This is a genomic window from Burkholderia pseudomultivorans, assembly GCF_902499075.1.
Taxonomy (GTDB): Bacteria; Pseudomonadota; Gammaproteobacteria; order Burkholderiales; family Burkholderiaceae; genus Burkholderia; species Burkholderia pseudomultivorans.
Genome location: NZ_CABVPP010000014.1, coordinates 90622 through 107760, shown reverse-complemented (window position 1 = coordinate 107760; position 17139 = coordinate 90622). Strand labels below are relative to the sequence as shown.

At 63.2% G+C, this 17139-nt stretch carries 15 protein-coding genes and 1 tRNA gene; 9 read left to right on the top strand and 7 right to left on the bottom strand.

Annotated elements, in window-relative coordinates:
• Positions 1 to 183: 183 nt before the first annotated feature.
• The gene (locus tag BST28156_RS12725; RefSeq protein WP_174902332.1) at positions 184 to 1266 is read right to left on the bottom strand and encodes an MraY family glycosyltransferase; all 1083 of its coding nucleotides are present in this window, start codon (positions 1264 to 1266) and stop codon (positions 184 to 186) included.
• 1347 nt (positions 1267 to 2613) lie between these two features.
• On the opposite strand from BST28156_RS12725, the gene BST28156_RS12720 reads away from it, so the two are divergent.
• The gene (locus tag BST28156_RS12720; protein WP_174902331.1) at positions 2614 to 3816 is read left to right on the top strand and encodes an ISL3 family transposase; all 1203 of its coding nucleotides are present in this window, start codon (positions 2614 to 2616) and stop codon (positions 3814 to 3816) included.
• 772 nt (positions 3817 to 4588) lie between these two features.
• Here the strand turns inward: BST28156_RS12720 and BST28156_RS12715 are convergent.
• A tRNA-Ser gene (locus BST28156_RS12715) sits at positions 4589 to 4679 on the bottom strand.
• 126 nt (positions 4680 to 4805) lie between these two features.
• On the bottom strand, positions 4806 to 6107 hold the full coding sequence (serS, locus tag BST28156_RS12710) for a serine--tRNA ligase (RefSeq protein WP_174902330.1): 1302 nt from the start codon (positions 6105 to 6107) through the stop codon (positions 4806 to 4808).
• 205 nt (positions 6108 to 6312) lie between these two features.
• On the opposite strand from serS, the gene BST28156_RS12705 reads away from it, so the two are divergent.
• Positions 6313 to 6579 carry a DUF2164 domain-containing protein gene (locus BST28156_RS12705; protein ID WP_009688220.1) on the top strand — a complete coding sequence of 89 codons (267 nt, stop codon included), beginning with the start codon at positions 6313 to 6315 and terminating at the stop codon, positions 6577 to 6579.
• A 91-nt stretch (positions 6580 to 6670) separates the two neighbouring features.
• Here BST28156_RS12705 and BST28156_RS12700 read toward each other — a convergent pair whose 3' ends face one another.
• The 3 genes from BST28156_RS12700 to BST28156_RS12690 form a co-directional block, all read right to left on the bottom strand.
• Positions 6671 to 7981, bottom strand: coding sequence for a replication-associated recombination protein A (locus BST28156_RS12700; RefSeq protein ID WP_040126850.1), 1311 nt, complete (start codon positions 7979 to 7981; stop codon positions 6671 to 6673).
• A gap of 172 nt (positions 7982 to 8153) precedes the next feature.
• Entirely contained in the window at positions 8154 to 8843 is a 690-nt protein-coding gene (gene lolA / locus BST28156_RS12695) for an outer membrane lipoprotein chaperone LolA (protein ID WP_009688223.1), read from the bottom strand.
• A gap of 46 nt (positions 8844 to 8889) precedes the next feature.
• On the bottom strand, positions 8890 to 11199 hold the full coding sequence (locus BST28156_RS12690) for a DNA translocase FtsK (protein WP_060242521.1): 2310 nt from the start codon (positions 11197 to 11199) through the stop codon (positions 8890 to 8892).
• Here BST28156_RS12690 and BST28156_RS12685 point away from each other — a divergent pair.
• The 7 genes from BST28156_RS12685 (at position 11198) to BST28156_RS12655 (ending at position 15865) form a co-directional block, all read left to right on the top strand.
• Positions 11198 to 11515, top strand: coding sequence for a hypothetical protein (locus BST28156_RS12685; protein WP_174902329.1), 318 nt, complete (start codon positions 11198 to 11200; stop codon positions 11513 to 11515). The two genes, BST28156_RS12690 and BST28156_RS12685, sit on opposite strands and share 2 nt — an antisense overlap.
• A gap of 87 nt (positions 11516 to 11602) precedes the next feature.
• Positions 11603 to 12565, top strand: a complete 963-nt coding sequence (gene trxB, locus BST28156_RS12680; RefSeq protein WP_009689886.1) for a thioredoxin-disulfide reductase — start codon at positions 11603 to 11605, stop codon at positions 12563 to 12565.
• A gap of 131 nt (positions 12566 to 12696) precedes the next feature.
• Positions 12697 to 13476 carry a Smr/MutS family protein gene (locus BST28156_RS12675; protein ID WP_174902328.1) on the top strand — a complete coding sequence of 260 codons (780 nt, stop codon included), beginning with the start codon at positions 12697 to 12699 and terminating at the stop codon, positions 13474 to 13476.
• A complete protein-coding gene (locus tag BST28156_RS12670) occupies positions 13463 to 14086 on the top strand; it encodes a trimeric intracellular cation channel family protein (protein WP_060242516.1) in 624 nt (207 codons plus the stop codon). Before BST28156_RS12675 ends, BST28156_RS12670 begins: the two co-directional genes overlap by 14 nt.
• Positions 14087 to 14254: 168 nt before the next feature.
• Positions 14255 to 14824 (top strand): PAAR domain-containing protein, encoded by a 570-nt coding sequence (locus BST28156_RS34735; RefSeq protein ID WP_230960480.1) that lies wholly within the window; start codon positions 14255 to 14257, stop codon positions 14822 to 14824.
• 2 nt (positions 14825 to 14826) lie between these two features.
• Complete coding sequence (locus BST28156_RS12660; protein ID WP_174902281.1) at positions 14827 to 15651, top strand: hypothetical protein; 825 nt, start codon at positions 14827 to 14829, stop codon at positions 15649 to 15651.
• A gap of 13 nt (positions 15652 to 15664) precedes the next feature.
• Entirely contained in the window at positions 15665 to 15865 is a 201-nt protein-coding gene (locus BST28156_RS12655; protein ID WP_060242514.1) for a hypothetical protein, read from the top strand.
• A 141-nt stretch (positions 15866 to 16006) separates the two neighbouring features.
• Here BST28156_RS12655 and BST28156_RS12650 read toward each other — a convergent pair whose 3' ends face one another.
• Positions 16007 to 17125: an ABC transporter ATP-binding protein gene (locus BST28156_RS12650; RefSeq protein ID WP_060242512.1), complete on the bottom strand. Its 1119-nt coding sequence runs from the start codon at positions 17123 to 17125 to the stop codon at positions 16007 to 16009.
• Positions 17126 to 17139: the final 14 nt, after the last annotated feature.

Sequence of the window (17139 nt, the reverse complement as noted above, 5' to 3'; positions counted from 1 at the left end):
AACCGGTCGCATGCCAACCCCCTTCGCCCGCAGGCGCAAAGGCGCGTATCCCCGGGCTGCGTGCATGCTATCCGGGCGCACATTCTACGTTCATCCCTGTGCACCAATTGAGTCGCCCAGCTGCATGTTGCGCCCACACCACATCCCCGTTGCGAATAATGCCGCACAGCGAGGGGCACCCTTTCACCGCAACCAAATAGGGTCTCTGAACTTGACTATGGACGAGTACAGCCACACGTACACCACGGCAAAAAGTACCGCAAACCCCGCGAGCAACTCGGGATCATCCCAAAACAGCGTTGCCGGCGCAACAGCAAGGATGTTCAGCACCCACAAATACGATGAGGTCCGCGAATTGCAGATTAGGCGCGCATGCAAATTAGACTGATCCAGTTCTCGCCCGACAAATCGATGAAAAATGAGCGTATGCAAGTGGTCGGCATCAGGCGCTCCGACCGGCAAGCCGCGCAAAATCCGCCGTCGGTAGATAGAAAACAGCGTCTCAAATACCGGATAAAAAGTCACAAGCAGCGCATAAAGTGGCGAAATACGCGAATTGCGAACAGTGAGCAAGATCAGCAATTCCGCAGTTACAAATCCAATAAAATACGCCCCACCATCACCGAGGAAAACCTGAGCAACAGGGTAATTCCAAAGCAAGAAACCCAAAATCGCACCAACCATTGCCAGCGAGACAGCGACAACAAGAGGATCATCAACCTGATGAGCAACAAAACCGATGGAGGTTAGAATGACGATCGACACAACCGATACCAAGCCATTCATTCCATCGATAATATTGAACGCGTGAACCACGCCTGACACTGCAAAGACCGTAAATACCGTCGCAATGGGCGCGATTACCAGCAAGGCGTCGACATACGACACACCCACTCGACCAACCACTGCCTTCAGAGCATAGCAAGCGATCAACGCAGCGATCGCAGATCCAATAAGGCGCGCCCGGGCACTGACCCGCTTCGTCAAATCTTCGGTTATACCGAAGACGACCACGGGAACTGCACACCCCATCAGAACGAAATATTCGGCGCTGATCGTACGATGGATAACGAAGCTGACGACCGCACCAGCGAATACCCCCGATATCACGGCAATTCCACCCACCCGTGGAACTGCGATCGCGTGCACCTTTTGAACCCCATCCAAGTCCCGATCCATCGACAGGCGCGCATGCAGATGTTCATATCGAACAATCAACAAGGCCACGACAAATGAGATCACGAAAGAAATTAAAAGCGTCTCCATCTAACCCATCCGATTAGCAAGCTACCCTAGCCAACACCCAACCATCAATCAACCCTTGCCGGCAATTTTTACTTCATCAAAAATCATCAAAAAAACACACGACAAGACTTCAATTAATCTGCATCACACTCTCTATATCGCATTCCAGAAAAAGAGACGCAAACCGAAAAGCAAAAGGCCCACCACCACGCCGCGACACATGGCGCAACCCAGAAAATCAGGACAATCACAACAAAAAAGGAAGCGCTAACTCACCCGCAACCTCATCCGCCCTTTGCATCGAAGTCAATTGAGAAAAGTCACCCAATCGCGACGATATTATCCAGGGCGTATGACATTCATACAGTCGAACACTCACAAGCCAATCCATATCCCCCGTGCATCGCCCCCGCGCCTGGACCGCAAATTCAACGCCCAAGCTTTCGCAACCTGACATCCGAAATACTCAATCAAAATCGGTGCATTGACAAACCGACTCCGGTCTAAGGCTTATACCACGAGGATCTCACACTACAAGAATGGTGAGCATACTAGCCCCATACGGCGACCGGAGAAATTCGACACCTTCGGCTGACCGACATATGCGGCGATATTATCCTTCACTTACTTGCCACCGCCGGGATACAGCCCAAAATCATCGCTAGAGATCACCAAGAGACATCGGCGAAAGCCCGCACCTCACCTTCGGCGCCCAAACGATGACCATACTTTATCGTCGACCACCTCTGGCTTGCGCCAGACAGCGAATCGGTCAGTGAGATTGGATTTTCCACCCCTGCTCCGGCCCTCAAATAAATCATTTTGTCTGTCTTCTAACATTAGGCACAAGCGCAACCCATGCAAGAAGCGGGCCACTCTCCTGACCCGCCGCCTCACCCTCTCCGGAGTTGCAGAACTCGCGGAAACTCTGCCCCTCGGTGGGATTTTCACACACAATTGCGACTTCCATCGATCGACAGCCCGCGAACAACAGCATGTTACGTAGCGCGCAACGTAACGTCCGGCGTAACATACCGCCCCCGTAACCAGCAGTAAGGCCTGGAGCCTCCCCCTGCTGGCACAATTTTGCTTACACGCGATAAAAATCACATCACGACCGGAATTCGCATCATTGCGTCCGGTTCACCAGTAGCGAGGATTATTCGAAGAGGCTTACATTACAATTGCCGACGGGATATTACGCGGCTACATACCACTACGCAAGCGAAATTGCGCAACAGCCGCTCACCAGGTAAAAATTAGGTTCATCACGGATTAGCGTGAAGGCGGCGCCCAAAAGGAAAGCGGTGCCCGAAGGAATAGACCGGTTGTGCGACCAATCAGACGACTCCAACGACCACCGCTTTCATGGCCGATCATAAACTCGACCTCCCGTTCTGGAAAGGTTTTACCGTTTCCGAATTCGAACGTACGCCCGGGGTGACGCGCGTCACCTTGCTGCCGCATATCGGTCTTGCCGCGCACTGCTCGGGCTGCGGCCAGCGCAGCGAGCGCGTGCACGAACACGGCTGGCGCACGATTCGCGACCTGCCGATGTTGGGCGATGCGGTCTGGCTGCGCGTGCGTTTGCGTCGGGTGCGGTGCGACGGCTGCGGGCCGCGCATTGAGCGCGTGAGCTGGCTGGATCGCCACGCCCGGATCACCCGGCGCCTTGCGGAATTCGTCGCGCATTGGCGCGAGAAGCTGCCGGTCGCCCACGTCTGCCAGCTCTCAGGGCTGCACTGGGAAACCGTCCGGCGTATCGATGCAAAGCGCTTGCAGGCGCGGCTTGATGCGTTGCCCGAGGCGCAGCCGCGCCGGCTGGTGATGGACGAATTCGCGCTCTACAAGGGCCACCGTTACGCCACGGTGGTGATGGATGCCGACACACGCCGGGTGTTGTGGGTCGGCGAAGGCCGCAGCCGGGAAGCGATTCGCCCGTTCTTCGACTGGCTCGGCATCGAGCGGTGCGCGTGCATCGAGGCCGTCGCGATGGATATGAACACCGCGTTCGATCTGGAGGTGCAACAGCACTGCCCGAGTGCGCGTGTCGTGTACGACCTCTATCACGTGGTCGCCAAGTATGGTCGGGAGGTGATCGACCGGGTGCGCGTCGACGAAGCCAACCGGCTCAAGCATGATCGCCCGCAGCGGCGCGTGGTCAAACGGGCGCGCTGGCTATTGCTGCGCAACCGCGAGAATCTGTCGGCCGAGCACCAGATCAAGCTACACGAACTGCTGGAAGCCAATCAGGCCCTAATGACCGTCTACCTGCTCAAGTCAGTGCTCAAGGAACTCTGGCAGCCGATGAGCGCGTGGCAATGGCGTCGCGCCTGGCGCAACTGGCTGGCGCAGGCCCGCGCGAGTGCCATCGAACCACTCCAGCGCTTTGCAAACAAGTTGGCCGCGTACTGGCGAGGCATTCTCTCCCGCGTGCGCTGGCCGATGCACACCGGCCAGCTCGAAGGCATCAATAACCGCATCAAGGTCATGAAGCGCATGGCCTACGGCTATCGCGACAGCGCCTACTTCTTCCTCAAGATCAAGGCCGCCTATCCCGGCAATCCGTGAAGAACCAGAAATTACCCCCAGAATCCCATCCTTTGAGCCAACTCACTTCTTCTTGCACTGGATCGACCGGCCTCAACGATGACTTTTCGCCATACCCTTGCATCTACTGGCGCCCACCTTATGCAACATTTAAATTCAAATTTCATTCGAATCTAAATAAGCATGATTTTTATTTATAACCAAAAACCAACTTCAATTCCGCCTCGACGTCACTCTCACATACTTAATTTGCCCCCCTCCCCAGGGACGGGCAGAGGCGTGCCATTACGCATTCACCGAATACAGCCGGCGAGCACCGCCGTGCCAGCCCGCACAATGGCTCGCGTCGTCATTTCGTCAGGAGAACAATCATCCGCCAGTGGATTCAATTGAGCTGGCAGCGAAATATCTGGCTTTTGAAAAAATATGAAATAAGCATTGAACGCGATCCGCGCCGGTCAAGCAAGACTTACCCGCTGCAGCAGCAAACAGCCCAATCGCACGCTCCGCGACGAGCAGAGCCAAACCCGTTGTAGTCGCAAGATAATGCAGTGCTAGAGTTCACCGCCTTACCCGAGTGAGTACCTCCGAAGAGTTACATCACAAATAAGCGCCCGCCCCGGAAAAGGCTATCGAAAGATTTCCGACCCAGCGGAGGCTCGAACGCCCCCTTCACACCACCCATGAAACCATCACGATTGCCACCAACCGACCAAGACAACCTCATAGACGATGCAACGCCACCCCAAACGAAAAACCCCTTGATCCTTCCGGATCAAGGGGTTTCGTATTTTGGCGGAGAGGGTGGGATTCGAACCCACGGTACGGGGAAACCGTACGCCTGATTTCGAGTCAGGTACATTCGACCACTCTGCCACCTCTCCTTCCTTACTGCATTTCCCGGTTGGTCGTTTCCGGGAAAGAAAAGATTATAAGACGATCTCTTCTTGGCTCGCAAGCCCTTTTTTGCAAATTTTTTGCGAGGGCTGCGGAAATTCGTCGCCGCGCGCTTACGACGCGTGTGCCGGCGCGTCGATGCGCTCCATGCCGCCCATGTACGGACGCAGCGCCTCGGGCACCGTGACCGAACCATCGGCGTTCTGGTAGTTCTCGAGCACCGCGACCAGCGTGCGGCCGACCGCGAGACCGGAACCGTTCAGCGTATGCACGAGTTCCGGCTTGCCCTGCGCGTTGCGGAAGCGCGCCTGCATCCGGCGCGCCTGGAACGCCTCGGTGTTCGAGCAGCTCGAAATCTCGCGGTAGGTATTCTGCGCGGGGAGCCACACCTCGAGATCGAACGTCTTCGCAGCCGAGAACCCCATGTCGCCCGTGCACAGCGTGATCACGCGGTACGGCAGGCCGAGCTTCTGCAGGATCGCTTCCGCATGGCCGACCATCTCGTCGAGCGCCGCGTACGACGTTTCCGGCGCGACGACCTGCACCATCTCGACCTTGTCGAACTGGTGCTGGCGGATCATTCCGCGCGTATCGCGGCCGTACGAGCCGGCTTCGGAACGGAAGCACGGCGAATGCGCGGTCAGCTTGATCGGCAGCGCCGACGCTTCGACGATCGAGTCGCGCACGGTGTTCGTCAGCGAGATCTCGGAGGTCGAGATCAGGTATTGCGTGACCGTGTTTTCCGCGCCGCCCTTCTCGACGCGGAACATGTCGTCGGCGAACTTCGGCAGCTGGCCGGTGCCGTACAGGATCTCCGGGTTCACGATGTACGGCGTGTAGGTCTCGCTGTAGCCGTGCTGCTGCGTGTGCGTGTCGAGCATGAACTGCGCGAGCGCGCGGTGCAGGCGCGCGATCGGGCCGCGCAGCATCGTGAAGCGCGCGCCGGCGAGCTTCGCGCCCGTCTCGAAATCGAGGCCGAGCGGCGTGCCGACGTCGACGTGATCCTTCACGTCGAAATCGAACTGGCGCGGCGTGCCCCAGCGGCGCACCTCGACGTTGTCGGTTTCGTCCTTGCCGACCGGCACGCTGTCGTGCGCGATGTTCGGCATGCCCAGCATCAGGTCGGACAGGCGCTGCTGGATTTCGTCGAGCTGGGTCGCCGACGCCTTCATCTCGTCGCCGATTCCGCCGACCTCGGCCATCACGGCCGACGTGTCCTCGCCCTTCCCCTTCATCGCGCCGATCTGCTTCGACAGGCTGTTGCGGCGCGCCTGGAGCTCTTCGGTACGGGTCTGGATCGCGCGGCGTTCCGCTTCGAGGGCGGAGAACGCGGCGACGTCGAGGGTGTAGCCGCGATCGGCGAGGCGCTTGGCGACGCCGTCGAGGTCTTTGCGCAGCAACTGGATGTCGAGCATGGGAGGACTTGGAAAATCGTTGTGTAAGACGGGAATTCTAACGCACGGCGCGGCCGCCAACGCGTCGGCCCGACGGACGATGCCGGAAAACCACCGGTCGTGGCAGTATCGCACTGCCGGTGCACGTTGGGTCCACCGGCAAGCGGCGTGGCGCGGCTCCGGCGTACCGGCCCCGCGCCGGCCGATCGACAAACAGGAAACCCCGATGGCCATCGAACTCGACAAGGACGTACGCGACCGTGCGATCGCGTCGCTGCAACGCTATTTCACGGAAAACATGGACGAGCCGATCGGCAATATCCAGGCCGGCGCGCTGCTGCACTTCTTCGTCGAGGAAATCGCGCCGGCGATCTACAACATCGCGATCGCCGATGCGCAGGAACGCCTGCATGCGCGCATCGCCGAACTCGACATCGAATGCCACGAGGAACCGTTCGGCTACTGGAAAAAGCAGCCGGGCCGCAAACGCTGACGCACGCATCGTCGCCCACGCGCGGCAGCGGACAGCCGCCTTTCGCACGCCACGGGCGTCGCCGGCGGCGACAACCCCGCGGCGCCGCGCGCTAGTCCTTCTTGCCGGCCTCGCGATCGAGCTCGCGCAGCCACGCGAGCTTGTCCGCGATCTTCGATTCGAGCCCGCGCGGCACCGGCTTGTACCAGCGCGGCTCGCGCATGCCGTCCGGCAGGTACGTCTCGCCGGCCGCATAGGCGTTCGGCTCGTCGTGCGCGTAGCGGTACGCGTGACCGTAACCGAGCTCCTTCATCAGCTTGGTCGGCGCGTTGCGCAGATGCACGGGCACCTCGCGCGACTTGTCCTGCTTGACGAACGCCATCGCCTGGTTGAACGCGTTGTAGCCGGCATTGCTCTTCGCCGCGCACGCCAGATAGATCACCGCCTGCCCGAGCGCGAGCTCGCCTTCCGGCGAGCCGAGCCGCTCGTAGGTCTCGGCCGCGTCGTTCGCCATCTGCATCGCGCGCGGGTCGGCCAGGCCGATGTCCTCCCACGCCATCCGCACGATCCGGCGCGCGAGATATTTCGGATCCGCGCCGCCGTCGATCATCCGGCAGAACCAGTACAGCGCGCCGTCCGGGCTCGACCCGCGCACCGACTTGTGCAGCGCCGAGATCTGGTCGTAGAAATTGTCGCCGCCCTTGTCGAAGCGCCGTGCGTTCAGCGTCATCGCGCTGCTGACGAAATCGGCGTCGATCGTCGTCACGCCGGCCGACGCAGCCGCCGTCTGCGCCTGCTCGAGCAGGTTCAGGAAGCGCCGCGCATCGCCGTCCGCATAGCCGACCAGCGTGTCGACCGCCTTGTCGTCGAACGCGAGGCCGTCGAGCGCGATCTCCTGCGCGCGCCTGAGCAACTGGCGCATCTCGTCGTCGTTCAGAGACTGCAGCACGTACACCTGCGCCCGCGACAGCAGCGCCGAGTTCACCTCGAAACTCGGGTTCTCGGTGGTCGCGCCAATGAAGGTCACGAGCCCCGACTCGACGAACGGCAGCAGCGCGTCCTGCTGCCCCTTGTTGAAGCGATGGATCTCGTCGACGAACAGGATCGTGTGGCGGCCGGTGCGGTTCAGCGTGTCCTTCGCCTGCTCCATCGCCTCGCGGATGTCCTTCACGCCGCCGAGCACCGCGGACAGCGCGATGAACTCGCAGTCGAACGCCAGCGCGGTGAGCCGCGCGAGCGTCGTCTTGCCGACGCCGGGCGGCCCCCACAGGATCATCGAATGCGGCTTGCCCGATTCGAACGCGAGCCGCAGCGGCTTGCCTTCGCCCAGCAAATGCGTCTGGCCGATCACCTCGGCGAGCGTCTTCGGCCGCAGCGCCTCGGCAAGCGGACGGCGCGGCTCGACTTGAAACAGGTCGGACATGAACCCTCGCTCCACTTCAAACGGTAGCGGCCGAACGCGGCCGCCGGACCCGACATTATGACAGCCGCACGCCGCCGCCGCCGTGCCCGGCGCCCGGTGCCCGGCGCCCACAAACAACACGGGCCTGCCGTTGCCGGCAGGCCCGTCGGGAAAACGCGGCGCGCGGCGCCGGTCAGCCGTTGATCACGTCGGCGCCCTTCGGCACGACGAACTTGAAGGTATCGGCCTTCAGCGGCGGATTGGTCTGAATGTTCGTGAACGTCAGCAGCGTGACGTTGCCGAACACGTCGTGCAACTCCATCGCGGCGAGCGTGCCGTTCCTGAAGCCGATGCCGATCCGCTGGAACTGCGTGTCCTGCGCCTTCGGCAGCATCTCGAGCCAGTCGATGCCGCCCTTCTCGCCGGCATCGCGCAGCGTGTAGTTCTTGTCGAGATCGTTGCTGCCGAACAGGATCGCGGCCGGGCTCGCGCCGAGTGCGCCGTTCAGCTTGCGCTCGGTGACCTGGTTCAGGTCGCGGTCGTACACGTACAGCTTGTCGCCGTCGGCCTGCAGCACCTGCTGATACGGCTTCTGGTACGTCCAGATGAACTTGCCCGGACGCGAGAACACGAACGTGCCGCTCGAATTGTCGTTCGGCTTCGGCGCGGCCTGCGCGGCGCTCGCGCCCTTGCTCGGCGCCTTGACGATCTGCTGCGTGAACTCGCCCTTCGCCGCACGCACCTGCGACACGAAGGCCCTCAACTGCTCGGTGCCGCTCGCGAACGCATGCGTGGCCGCGAGCATCAGCGATGCGCCGGCCAGCGCCGCGCCGAACCAGCGCCGCGTCGAACGAAGGGACATTGCGAACGAATGTTGCTGCATATTGCGGTTTTCTCCCTGGATGGCCGGCGCCGCGAGCGCCGCGGACTCATTCCGCGTCGCGCGCCGGCACAAGAATTTCGCGGTTGCCGCTCGACGACATCGCCGATACGAGCCCCGACTGCTCCATCTGCTCGAGCAGCCGCGCCGCGCGGTTGTAGCCGATCCGCAGATGGCGCTGCACGAGCGAAATCGACGCGCGGCGGTTCTTGATGACGATCTCGACCGCCTGGTCGTACAGCGGATCAGACTCGCCGCCGCCTTCGCCGGTTCCCGCGCCGGCCGAGCCCTCGTCGCCGTCGGCGGTGCCGCCTTCGAGCAGGCCCTCGACATAGTTCGGCTCGCCCTGCTCCTTGAGTTTCTCGACGACGCGATGCACCTCGTCGTCGGCGACGAACGCGCCGTGCACGCGCACCGGCAGGCCGGTGCCCGGCGGCAGGTAGAGCATGTCGCCCATCCCGAGCAGCGATTCGGCGCCCATCTGGTCGAGAATCGTGCGCGAGTCGATCTTCGACGACACCTGGAACGCGATCCGCGTCGGCACGTTCGCCTTGATCAGGCCGGTGATCACGTCGACCGACGGACGCTGCGTCGCGAGGATCAGGTGAATGCCGGCCGCGCGCGCCTTCTGCGCGATCCGCGCGATCAGTTCCTCGACCTTCTTGCCGACGACCATCATCAGGTCGGCCAGCTCGTCGATCACGACGACGATGTTCGGCAGGCGGCCGAGCGGCTCCGGATCGTCCGGCGTCAGGCTGAACGGGTTCGGGATCTTCTCCTCGCGCTTGGCCGCGTCGTCGATCTTGTTGTTGTAGCCCGCAAGGTTGCGCACGCCCAGCTTGCTCATCAGCTTGTAGCGGCGCTCCATCTCGGCGACGGTCCAGTTCAGCGCATGGCCGGCCTGGCGCATGTCGGTGACGACCGGGCACAGCAGGTGCGGAATGCCTTCGTAGACGCTCATTTCGAGCATCTTCGGATCGATCAGGATCAGGCGCACCTGCTCGGCGGTCGCCTTGTACAGCAGCGACAGGATCATCGCGTTGATCCCGACCGACTTGCCCGAACCGGTCGTGCCGGCGACCAGCAGGTGCGGCATCTTCGCGAGATCCGCGCACACCGGCTTGCCGCCGATGTCCTTGCCGAGGCTCAGCGTCAGCGCCGACGACGCGGCCGCGTAGACCTCGGAACCGATGATCTCGGACAAATGCACCGTCTGGCGGCGCTGGTTCGGCAGTTCGAGCGCCATGTAGTTCTTGCCCGGAATCGTCTCGACGACGCGGATCGACACGAGCGACAGCGAACGCGCGAGATCCTTCGCGAGGTTGACGATCTGGCTGCCCTTCACGCCGGTGGCCGGCTCGATCTCGTAGCGCGTGACGACCGGGCCCGGGTACGCGGCGACGACGCTCGCCTCGACGCCGAAGTCCTTCAGCTTCTTCTCGATCAGCCGCGACGTGAATTCGAGCGTATCGGCCGAGATCGCCTCCTGCGCCTTCGGCGCGGGATCGAGCAGCGACACCGGCGGCAGCGTCGAGTCGCCGGGCAGGTCGGTAAACAGCGGCACCTGGCGCTCGCGCTCGACGCGCTCGGACTTCGCCGGCGTGACGACCGGCGGCACGATGGTCACGGGCTCGTGATCCTCGATGCGCACGCGCTCTTCCTCGACCTTGCCTTCGCGGCGCACGGCCGCGGCCTCGCCGAGGCGGCGGTCGCGCTCGGCCTCACGGCGCAGCTTCGCGACGTTGACGGCGGACAGGATCGCGCCGCCGACGCGCTCGGACACCGACAGCCACGAGAAGCGGAAATACAGCGACAAGCCGATCGCCAGCGCGATCAGCAGCGCGAGCGTGCCGCCCGTGAAGCCCAGCGCGTGCGACACCGCGCCCGCGACGGCCTCGCCGACGACGCCGCCCGGCGCGCGCGGCAGCTGCACCTTCAGCGACCACATCCGCAGCGCCTCGATGCCGTCGCACGCAAGCACGACCAGCACGAACGCGAGGATCTCGGTCAGCCAGCCGATCGGCCGCTCGGGTTCTTCGGCGAGCGCCTCGTGGCGCGTGATGCGGCGATAGTTGACCGCGATGCGCCGCGCGAGCGGCACGATCAGCCAGTAGGCCGACAGGCCGAACAGCAGCAGGATGATGTCGGCCGTCCATGCGCCGACGCGGCCGGCCCAGTTCGAGATGTGGTCCACCTGCGCGGCATGCGTCCAGCTCGGGTCGCGCCGGCTGTAGCTCAGCAGGGCCATCACCAGAAACGCGCACAGCGCGACCTGGAGAATCCAGCGGATCTCCGTGAGGAGCTTCGACATCCGGTGCGGCAACGCCTGTGCCTGAGCGGAATAAGGAGCTTTTGCCATGAATCCGTATAAAGAGAACGGGCCGCGCATGCCGCGCGCCCGCCTGTCGTTCGATCCCGCTTATTGTAAACGCTGCATCGGTCGCTCAAGTGTAAATGACGGTTACATCCGCGGGCGGGGCTGCCTGGCCGGCCGGACGACCGCGCCGACGCCTGCGGCAACGCGCCGCGCGAGGCCGCGCGATCGCGCTGGCCGCCGGTGCCGTCTGCCGCGCTTTGCCGGCGCGGTCGGTCCCACCAGAAACCCGAACGCTATCGCCGCGATTGAAACTCTCGTTCGGCAACGCAGCAACGGGGCCTTTATAATGCGCGTCTGATACCCATCTATGACGGCATCCCGGTCGACACCGACCGCCGGCGAGCCCTACCCCGGCCGCCACGGCCGCCTTTTACGGATTTCGCACATGTCCACGCCCAAACACGCCAAAGTCCTGATTCTCGGTTCCGGCCCCGCCGGCTATACGGCCGCCGTCTATGCAGCCCGCGCCAACCTGTCCCCGGTGCTGATCACCGGCATCGCGCAAGGCGGCCAGCTGATGACCACGACCGACGTCGAAAACTGGCCGGCGGACGCGAACGGCGTGCAGGGCCCGGAACTGATGGCGCGCTTCCTCGCGCATGCGGAGCGCTTCAACACCGAGATCGTGTTCGATCACATCCACACCGCGAAGCTGCACGAGCAGCCGATCCGCCTGATCGGCGACTCGGGCGAATACACGTGCGACTCGCTGATCATCGCGACCGGCGCGTCCGCGCAGTATCTCGGCCTGCCGTCCGAGGAAGCGTTCATGGGCAAGGGCGTGTCGGCCTGCGCGACCTGCGACGGCTTCTTCTATCGCGGCCAGGAAGTCGCGGTGGTCGGCGGCGGCAACACGGCCGTCGAGGAAGCGCTCTACCTGACCGGCATCGCGAAGAAAGTCACGGTGATCCACCGCCGCGACAAGTTCCGCGCGGAGCCGATCCTGATCGACCGCCTGCTGGAGAAGCAGAAGGAAGGCGTGGTCGAGATCAAGTGGGACAGCGTGCTGGACGAAGTGACCGGCGAGGATTCGGGCGTCACGGGCCTGCGCATCAAGAACGTGAAGACCGGCGCGACCGAAGACATCGCGGTGCAGGGCCTGTTCGTCGCGATCGGCCACAAGCCGAACACCGACCTGTTCCAGGGCCAGCTCGAGATGAAGGACGGCTACATCCTGACGAAGAGCGGCCTGCACGGCAACGCGACGTCGACGAGCGTGCCGGGCGTGTTCGCCGCGGGCGACGTGCAGGACAACGTGTATCGCCAGGCGATCACGAGCGCCGGCACGGGCTGCATGGCCGCGCTCGACGCGCAGCGCTACCTCGAAAGCCTGCACGACAAGAAGTAAGCCGAGCCTGTTCGCGCCGGGCGCTACAATGGCGTCCGCTGCCGCGAAGCAGGCCTGGCCGGAGCCGCTGCCGTCGCGCAGCGGCTTTTTTGTGCCCGCGCGCCCGAACGCGCCTGCCCTGCGACCGAATCATGGCGAAGAACCAGCCCCATCCGAGCGATCCCGCGAAGCGGCAGATCGCCGCCCGTCCCGCGAACCCCGCGCCCGCCACCCCGCCGCCCGCCGCCGATCCCGCCGCGCTGCGCGGCCAGGGCCTCGCCGCGCTCGGCGCGTTGCGCAAGACGCTACAGGGCGAAGCCGAACGGCGCGAACGCGCGCGCGTCGAAACCGCGAAGGCCGCGCGCCAGGCCGAGGCCGATGCGAACCTGTTCCGCAACGAGATCGGCGCGATCCAGCCGCTGAACGCGCCGCCGCGCGCGGCGTCCGGCCGCACGCCGCCCGATCCCGTGCCGAAGCAGACGCAGCGCGACGAGGAAGCGGTGCTGAGCGCGACGCTGTCCGACGAATTCGATCCGGAAACGCTGCTCGACAGCGACGAGTCGCTGTACTACCACCGCCCCGGCGTGAGCCGCGACGTCGTGCGCAAACTCCGGAGCGGCGCGTGGATCGTGCAGGCGCAGCTCGACCTGCACGGGATGCGGCGCGACGAGGCGCGCGACGCGCTCGCCGAATTCATCCGCGAAGCCGGCAAGAAAGGGCTGCGCTGCCTGCGCGTGATCCACGGCAAGGGGCTCGGCTCGATCGGCAAGGAACCGGTGCTGAAGGGCAAGGTGCGCGCGTGGCTCGTGCAGAAGGAAGAGGTGATCGCGTTCTGCGAGGCGCGCGGCCACGACGGCGGTGCGGGCGCGGTGCTCGTGCTGCTGCAGCCGCTCGCGGCGCCCGGCGAGCGGGGGCCGCGTGCCGCATCCTAGGCTGACGCTCGCGATCGCGATCCTCGAGGCGATCGCCACGCTCGCGTTCGCGATTTCGGGTTTCATCGAGGCGCGCAAGAACCGCCTCGACTCGGTCGGCACGTTCGTCGTCGCGCTGGCCACCGCGTTCGGCGGCGGCACGCTGCGCGACATCCTGCTCGAACGCCGGCCGTTCTACTGGGTCGTGCACGACGACTACGTGATCGCGATCTTCGTGCTCGCGCTGTTCGCGCCGTTCGTGCTGCGGATGCTGTCGCGACTGTCGGCCGAGCGCGTGCTGCTCGTCGCCGATGCGATCGGGCTCGGGATCTTCAGCATCTCGGGCACCGCGATCGCGCTCGACGCGGAAATGCCGCGCTTCATCGCCGTGATGATGGGCGTGATCACCGGCGTGGTCGGCGGGATCATCCGCGACGTGCTGTGCAACGACATCCCGCTGATCCTGCGCGACTCGCGACCGTACGCGACCTGCGCGTTCGTCGGCTGCTGGTTCTACCTGCTGCTCGTATGGCTGCAGTTCGACTCGGTGTACAGCGTGCTGCTCGCGACCGGCTTCACGCTCGTCGCGCGGCTCGCGACATTCAAGTTCGACGTGCGGTTGCCGCACTGAGGTCAATTTCCACCTGAAATGCGCGGGGCCGTTTCGACGGCCCCGTTTCATATGCGACGCTGCTCGCACTGCGAGGCAATCTGTTAGACACGGTTTTTTACAAATAGCTTTCAGCGATCGATGTGCCGTGCTACGTTCTGCCGACGCAGATAAATGCACGGAATCGACATGACGATCCTTTACGCGGTAGTTGAAGATGATCCGTTGGACAGTGGCGGTCGGGTCCTTGAGGGCGGTCGATGCACAACAATCATGGGCAGCGACGGTAAGCACCGGAGAATCGCGTTCCTCGGACAACGTGCGTGGTGCGACGCATGCGGGAGCACTGGAACGATCGAGGCCGCACCCGGGACTCTCAACGCCAACAGGATGCGCGACTTTACGTCTGCCGGGAGGCTTCAAGCCCTGAGTGGCGACTGGGTTCGATGCCGTTGTGAACGTCCACCCCGGATCATCTCCGTTTACGGGCGCAAATGGAAAATAAGCTGCGCGCCAAACCCTATCGGAGTGCAGCCCGTTGCCGCTGCAACGCCCGTCACAGCGGCATCTACGCCGCAAGCTTACGACGATCGCTTCGTACTTCGCGATATTGCAGGGAATCCACTGAACAACGTCGCTTATGCGTTGCAGCGTGAAACCGGGGAGTTTGAGTACGGCAAAACCGACGCGCACGGTCAAACGCACCTGCTCGCGGCCGTACCGCACGCCGAGAACATCACGATCTATCTCGCAGAATAGCCATGCCGGGACATACTCATATCTCGCCCGGCGGCAACCGATACAAGCGCGTCGCGGCACACACAACGACCCCAACAGGCGATACTTCACCGAAGATCGTCGTTGCGCAATTCAAAACATTCTGGAAAACACTCCGGGAGTGGACCGACGCGGACATCGACGAATACCACCGCACCGTCGAGCAACTGGCACGACAGATCCAAACGGAAACGTACTGGGATCGAAAAGGAACAACGCGCGCGAATAGATTTACGTGCGAGGACTTTGCGCTACGGATACTTATCCAGTTCTCCGCATTGAGAGGATTGCCGATCAAGCTGACAACCGGGGTGCGAAGTTATCGGAATGTGGAAATCTACGGCGAATCCGAGCACCACCGATACGATTCGACAATGTACGGTTATGCCGATATGGTGTCGCTAACTTTCGGCGCACCGGACATACAACGCACCGGTTCGAACACCACGCGACTTCAAACGCCCGAGTCGATCCTTCCTGGGGATATGCTGGTTCAGGCCAATGATCGGGCAGGTATCGGACACCACGTTCAATTGGTCACACGTGTCTCGCCGTCGTCGATTTCGATCATGCAGGGGAATTCGAGTGGCGCGATCGTTCGTCCGTTGACGACAATCATGCGGATAATCGGACGCAATCGTGCCGATCCACAAAACGCCAGTTACGCAGGTATGCGAGTCGAGGAGGGTCGCTATACGCTCAGCACAAGTGGGTGGGACTACAGAAACAACACGACGGGCGCCGAAGCCCAGGACTTTCTGAGGCAGTTCCAGCTATATCGCTGGAATTTCGCCGAATTCAACCGGTAGCCGAGGTGCGGAGATGCGGCCATTCTTTTCGGTAATCGCGGACAGCGACCTGTTCGGCACGCTCGCGCTTGTTTGCCTGCTCGTCGCCGTAGCGGGCCTGTTTTCCCGGGTGCGCGAGTCGAAGTTCTATTTTCCGGCCGTCTTCGTGTGCCTGCTGTTCATTCCCGTGCTGCATGCGATTGGTTCGTATTTCCTGTCGCAGCCGAGTCCCTGATCGCGACCTCTTCCCGGTGCATCGGCGAAGGACGCCGCCGTCATGGCGAAGCCAGCGCCGCCACCGGAGCCGGGGGCAATCGACGAGCGTCCCGATCAAATACGCCTCGGACGCATCGCCGATACCCCAAGCCCATTCACATCACGCGATCCGCTCTTCCGACGCCGGGTCGAACAACACCGCCTTCGACACATCGAACAGCAGCGACTGCGTCTGCCCCGGCTGCGGGTTCGCGGCCGGATGCACGCGGCTCACGATGCGCTTGCCGTTCACCTGCGCGAACACGTGCGTGTCGGGCCCGGTCGGCTCGGTCACGTCGACGCGCACGTCGACCGGCTGCAGTCGCGACGCCTCGCCGTTGTGCGCGCTGCGCGCGTCGGTGATGCGCTCCGGACGCAGCCCGAGGATCACTTCGCGGCCGACGTGCGACTTCAGCTTCGCCGCATCGAACGGCAGGTTCAGCGCGCTGCGCGCGAGGCCCGTGTCGATCTCGAGCGCGATCCCGCTGCCCTGCTCGACCAGCTTGCCGTTGATGAAGTTCATCGGCGGCGCGCCGATGAAGCCCGCGACGAACAGGTTCGACGGCGAGTCGTAGATCTCCTGCGGCGCGCCGAACTGCTGGACCACGCCGTCCTTCATCACCGCGATCCGGTCGCCGAGCGTCATCGCCTCGATCTGGTCGTGCGTCACGTAGACGATCGTCGTGCCCAGACGCTGATGCAGCAGCTTGATTTCAGCGCGCATCTCGATGCGCAGCTTCGCGTCGAGGTTCGACAGCGGCTCGTCGAACAGGAACAGCGCCGGATCGCGCGCGAGCGCACGGCCCATCGCGACGCGCTGGCGCTGGCCGCCCGACAGCTGGCCCGGCTTGCGGTCGAGCAGGTGCTGGATCTGCAGCATCTGCGACACGCGATCGACGATCTGCTGCTGCTCGCTCTTCGGCACCTTGCGGATGTTCAGGCCGAACGAGATGTTGTCGCGCACCGTCATCGACGGGTACAGCGCGTACGACTGGAACACCATCGCGATGTCGCGGTCCTTCGGCGACAGGTCGTTGACGACCTTGCCGTCGATGCGGATCTCGCCGCTCGTGACGGTCTCGAGCCCGGCGATCATGTTGAGCAGCGTCGACTTCCCGCAGCCCGAACCGCCGACGAGAATCAGGAACTGGCCGTCCTCGATGTCGATGTCGACACCCTTCAGGACCGGCACCCCGTTCGGGTAAGTCTTGTACACGTCACGGATGGAAAGGCTTGCCATGCTGTGAATCCTCT

Coding starts and splice junctions, on each gene's coding strand:
- BST28156_RS12725 (WP_174902332.1), bottom strand. CDS start 1,266: ATGGAGACGCTTTTAATTTCTTTCGTGATCTCATTTGTCGTGGCCTTG.
- BST28156_RS12720 (WP_174902331.1), top strand. CDS start 2,614: ATGGCCGATCATAAACTCGACCTCCCGTTCTGGAAAGGTTTTACCGTT.
- serS (WP_174902330.1), bottom strand. CDS start 6,107: ATGCTCGACATCCAGTTGCTGCGCAAAGACCTCGACGGCGTCGCCAAG.
- BST28156_RS12705 (WP_009688220.1), top strand. CDS start 6,313: ATGGCCATCGAACTCGACAAGGACGTACGCGACCGTGCGATCGCGTCG.
- BST28156_RS12700 (WP_040126850.1), bottom strand. CDS start 7,981: ATGTCCGACCTGTTTCAAGTCGAGCCGCGCCGTCCGCTTGCCGAGGCG.
- lolA (WP_009688223.1), bottom strand. CDS start 8,843: ATGCAGCAACATTCGTTCGCAATGTCCCTTCGTTCGACGCGGCGCTGG.
- BST28156_RS12685 (WP_174902329.1), top strand. CDS start 11,198: ATGAATCCGTATAAAGAGAACGGGCCGCGCATGCCGCGCGCCCGCCTG.
- BST28156_RS12690 (WP_060242521.1), bottom strand. CDS start 11,199: ATGGCAAAAGCTCCTTATTCCGCTCAGGCACAGGCGTTGCCGCACCGG.
- trxB (WP_009689886.1), top strand. CDS start 11,603: ATGTCCACGCCCAAACACGCCAAAGTCCTGATTCTCGGTTCCGGCCCC.
- BST28156_RS12675 (WP_174902328.1), top strand. CDS start 12,697: ATGGCGAAGAACCAGCCCCATCCGAGCGATCCCGCGAAGCGGCAGATC.
- BST28156_RS34735 (WP_230960480.1), top strand. CDS start 14,255: ATGACGATCCTTTACGCGGTAGTTGAAGATGATCCGTTGGACAGTGGC.
- BST28156_RS12660 (WP_174902281.1), top strand. CDS start 14,827: ATGCCGGGACATACTCATATCTCGCCCGGCGGCAACCGATACAAGCGC.
- BST28156_RS12655 (WP_060242514.1), top strand. CDS start 15,665: ATGCGGCCATTCTTTTCGGTAATCGCGGACAGCGACCTGTTCGGCACG.
- BST28156_RS12650 (WP_060242512.1), bottom strand. CDS start 17,125: ATGGCAAGCCTTTCCATCCGTGACGTGTACAAGACTTACCCGAACGGG.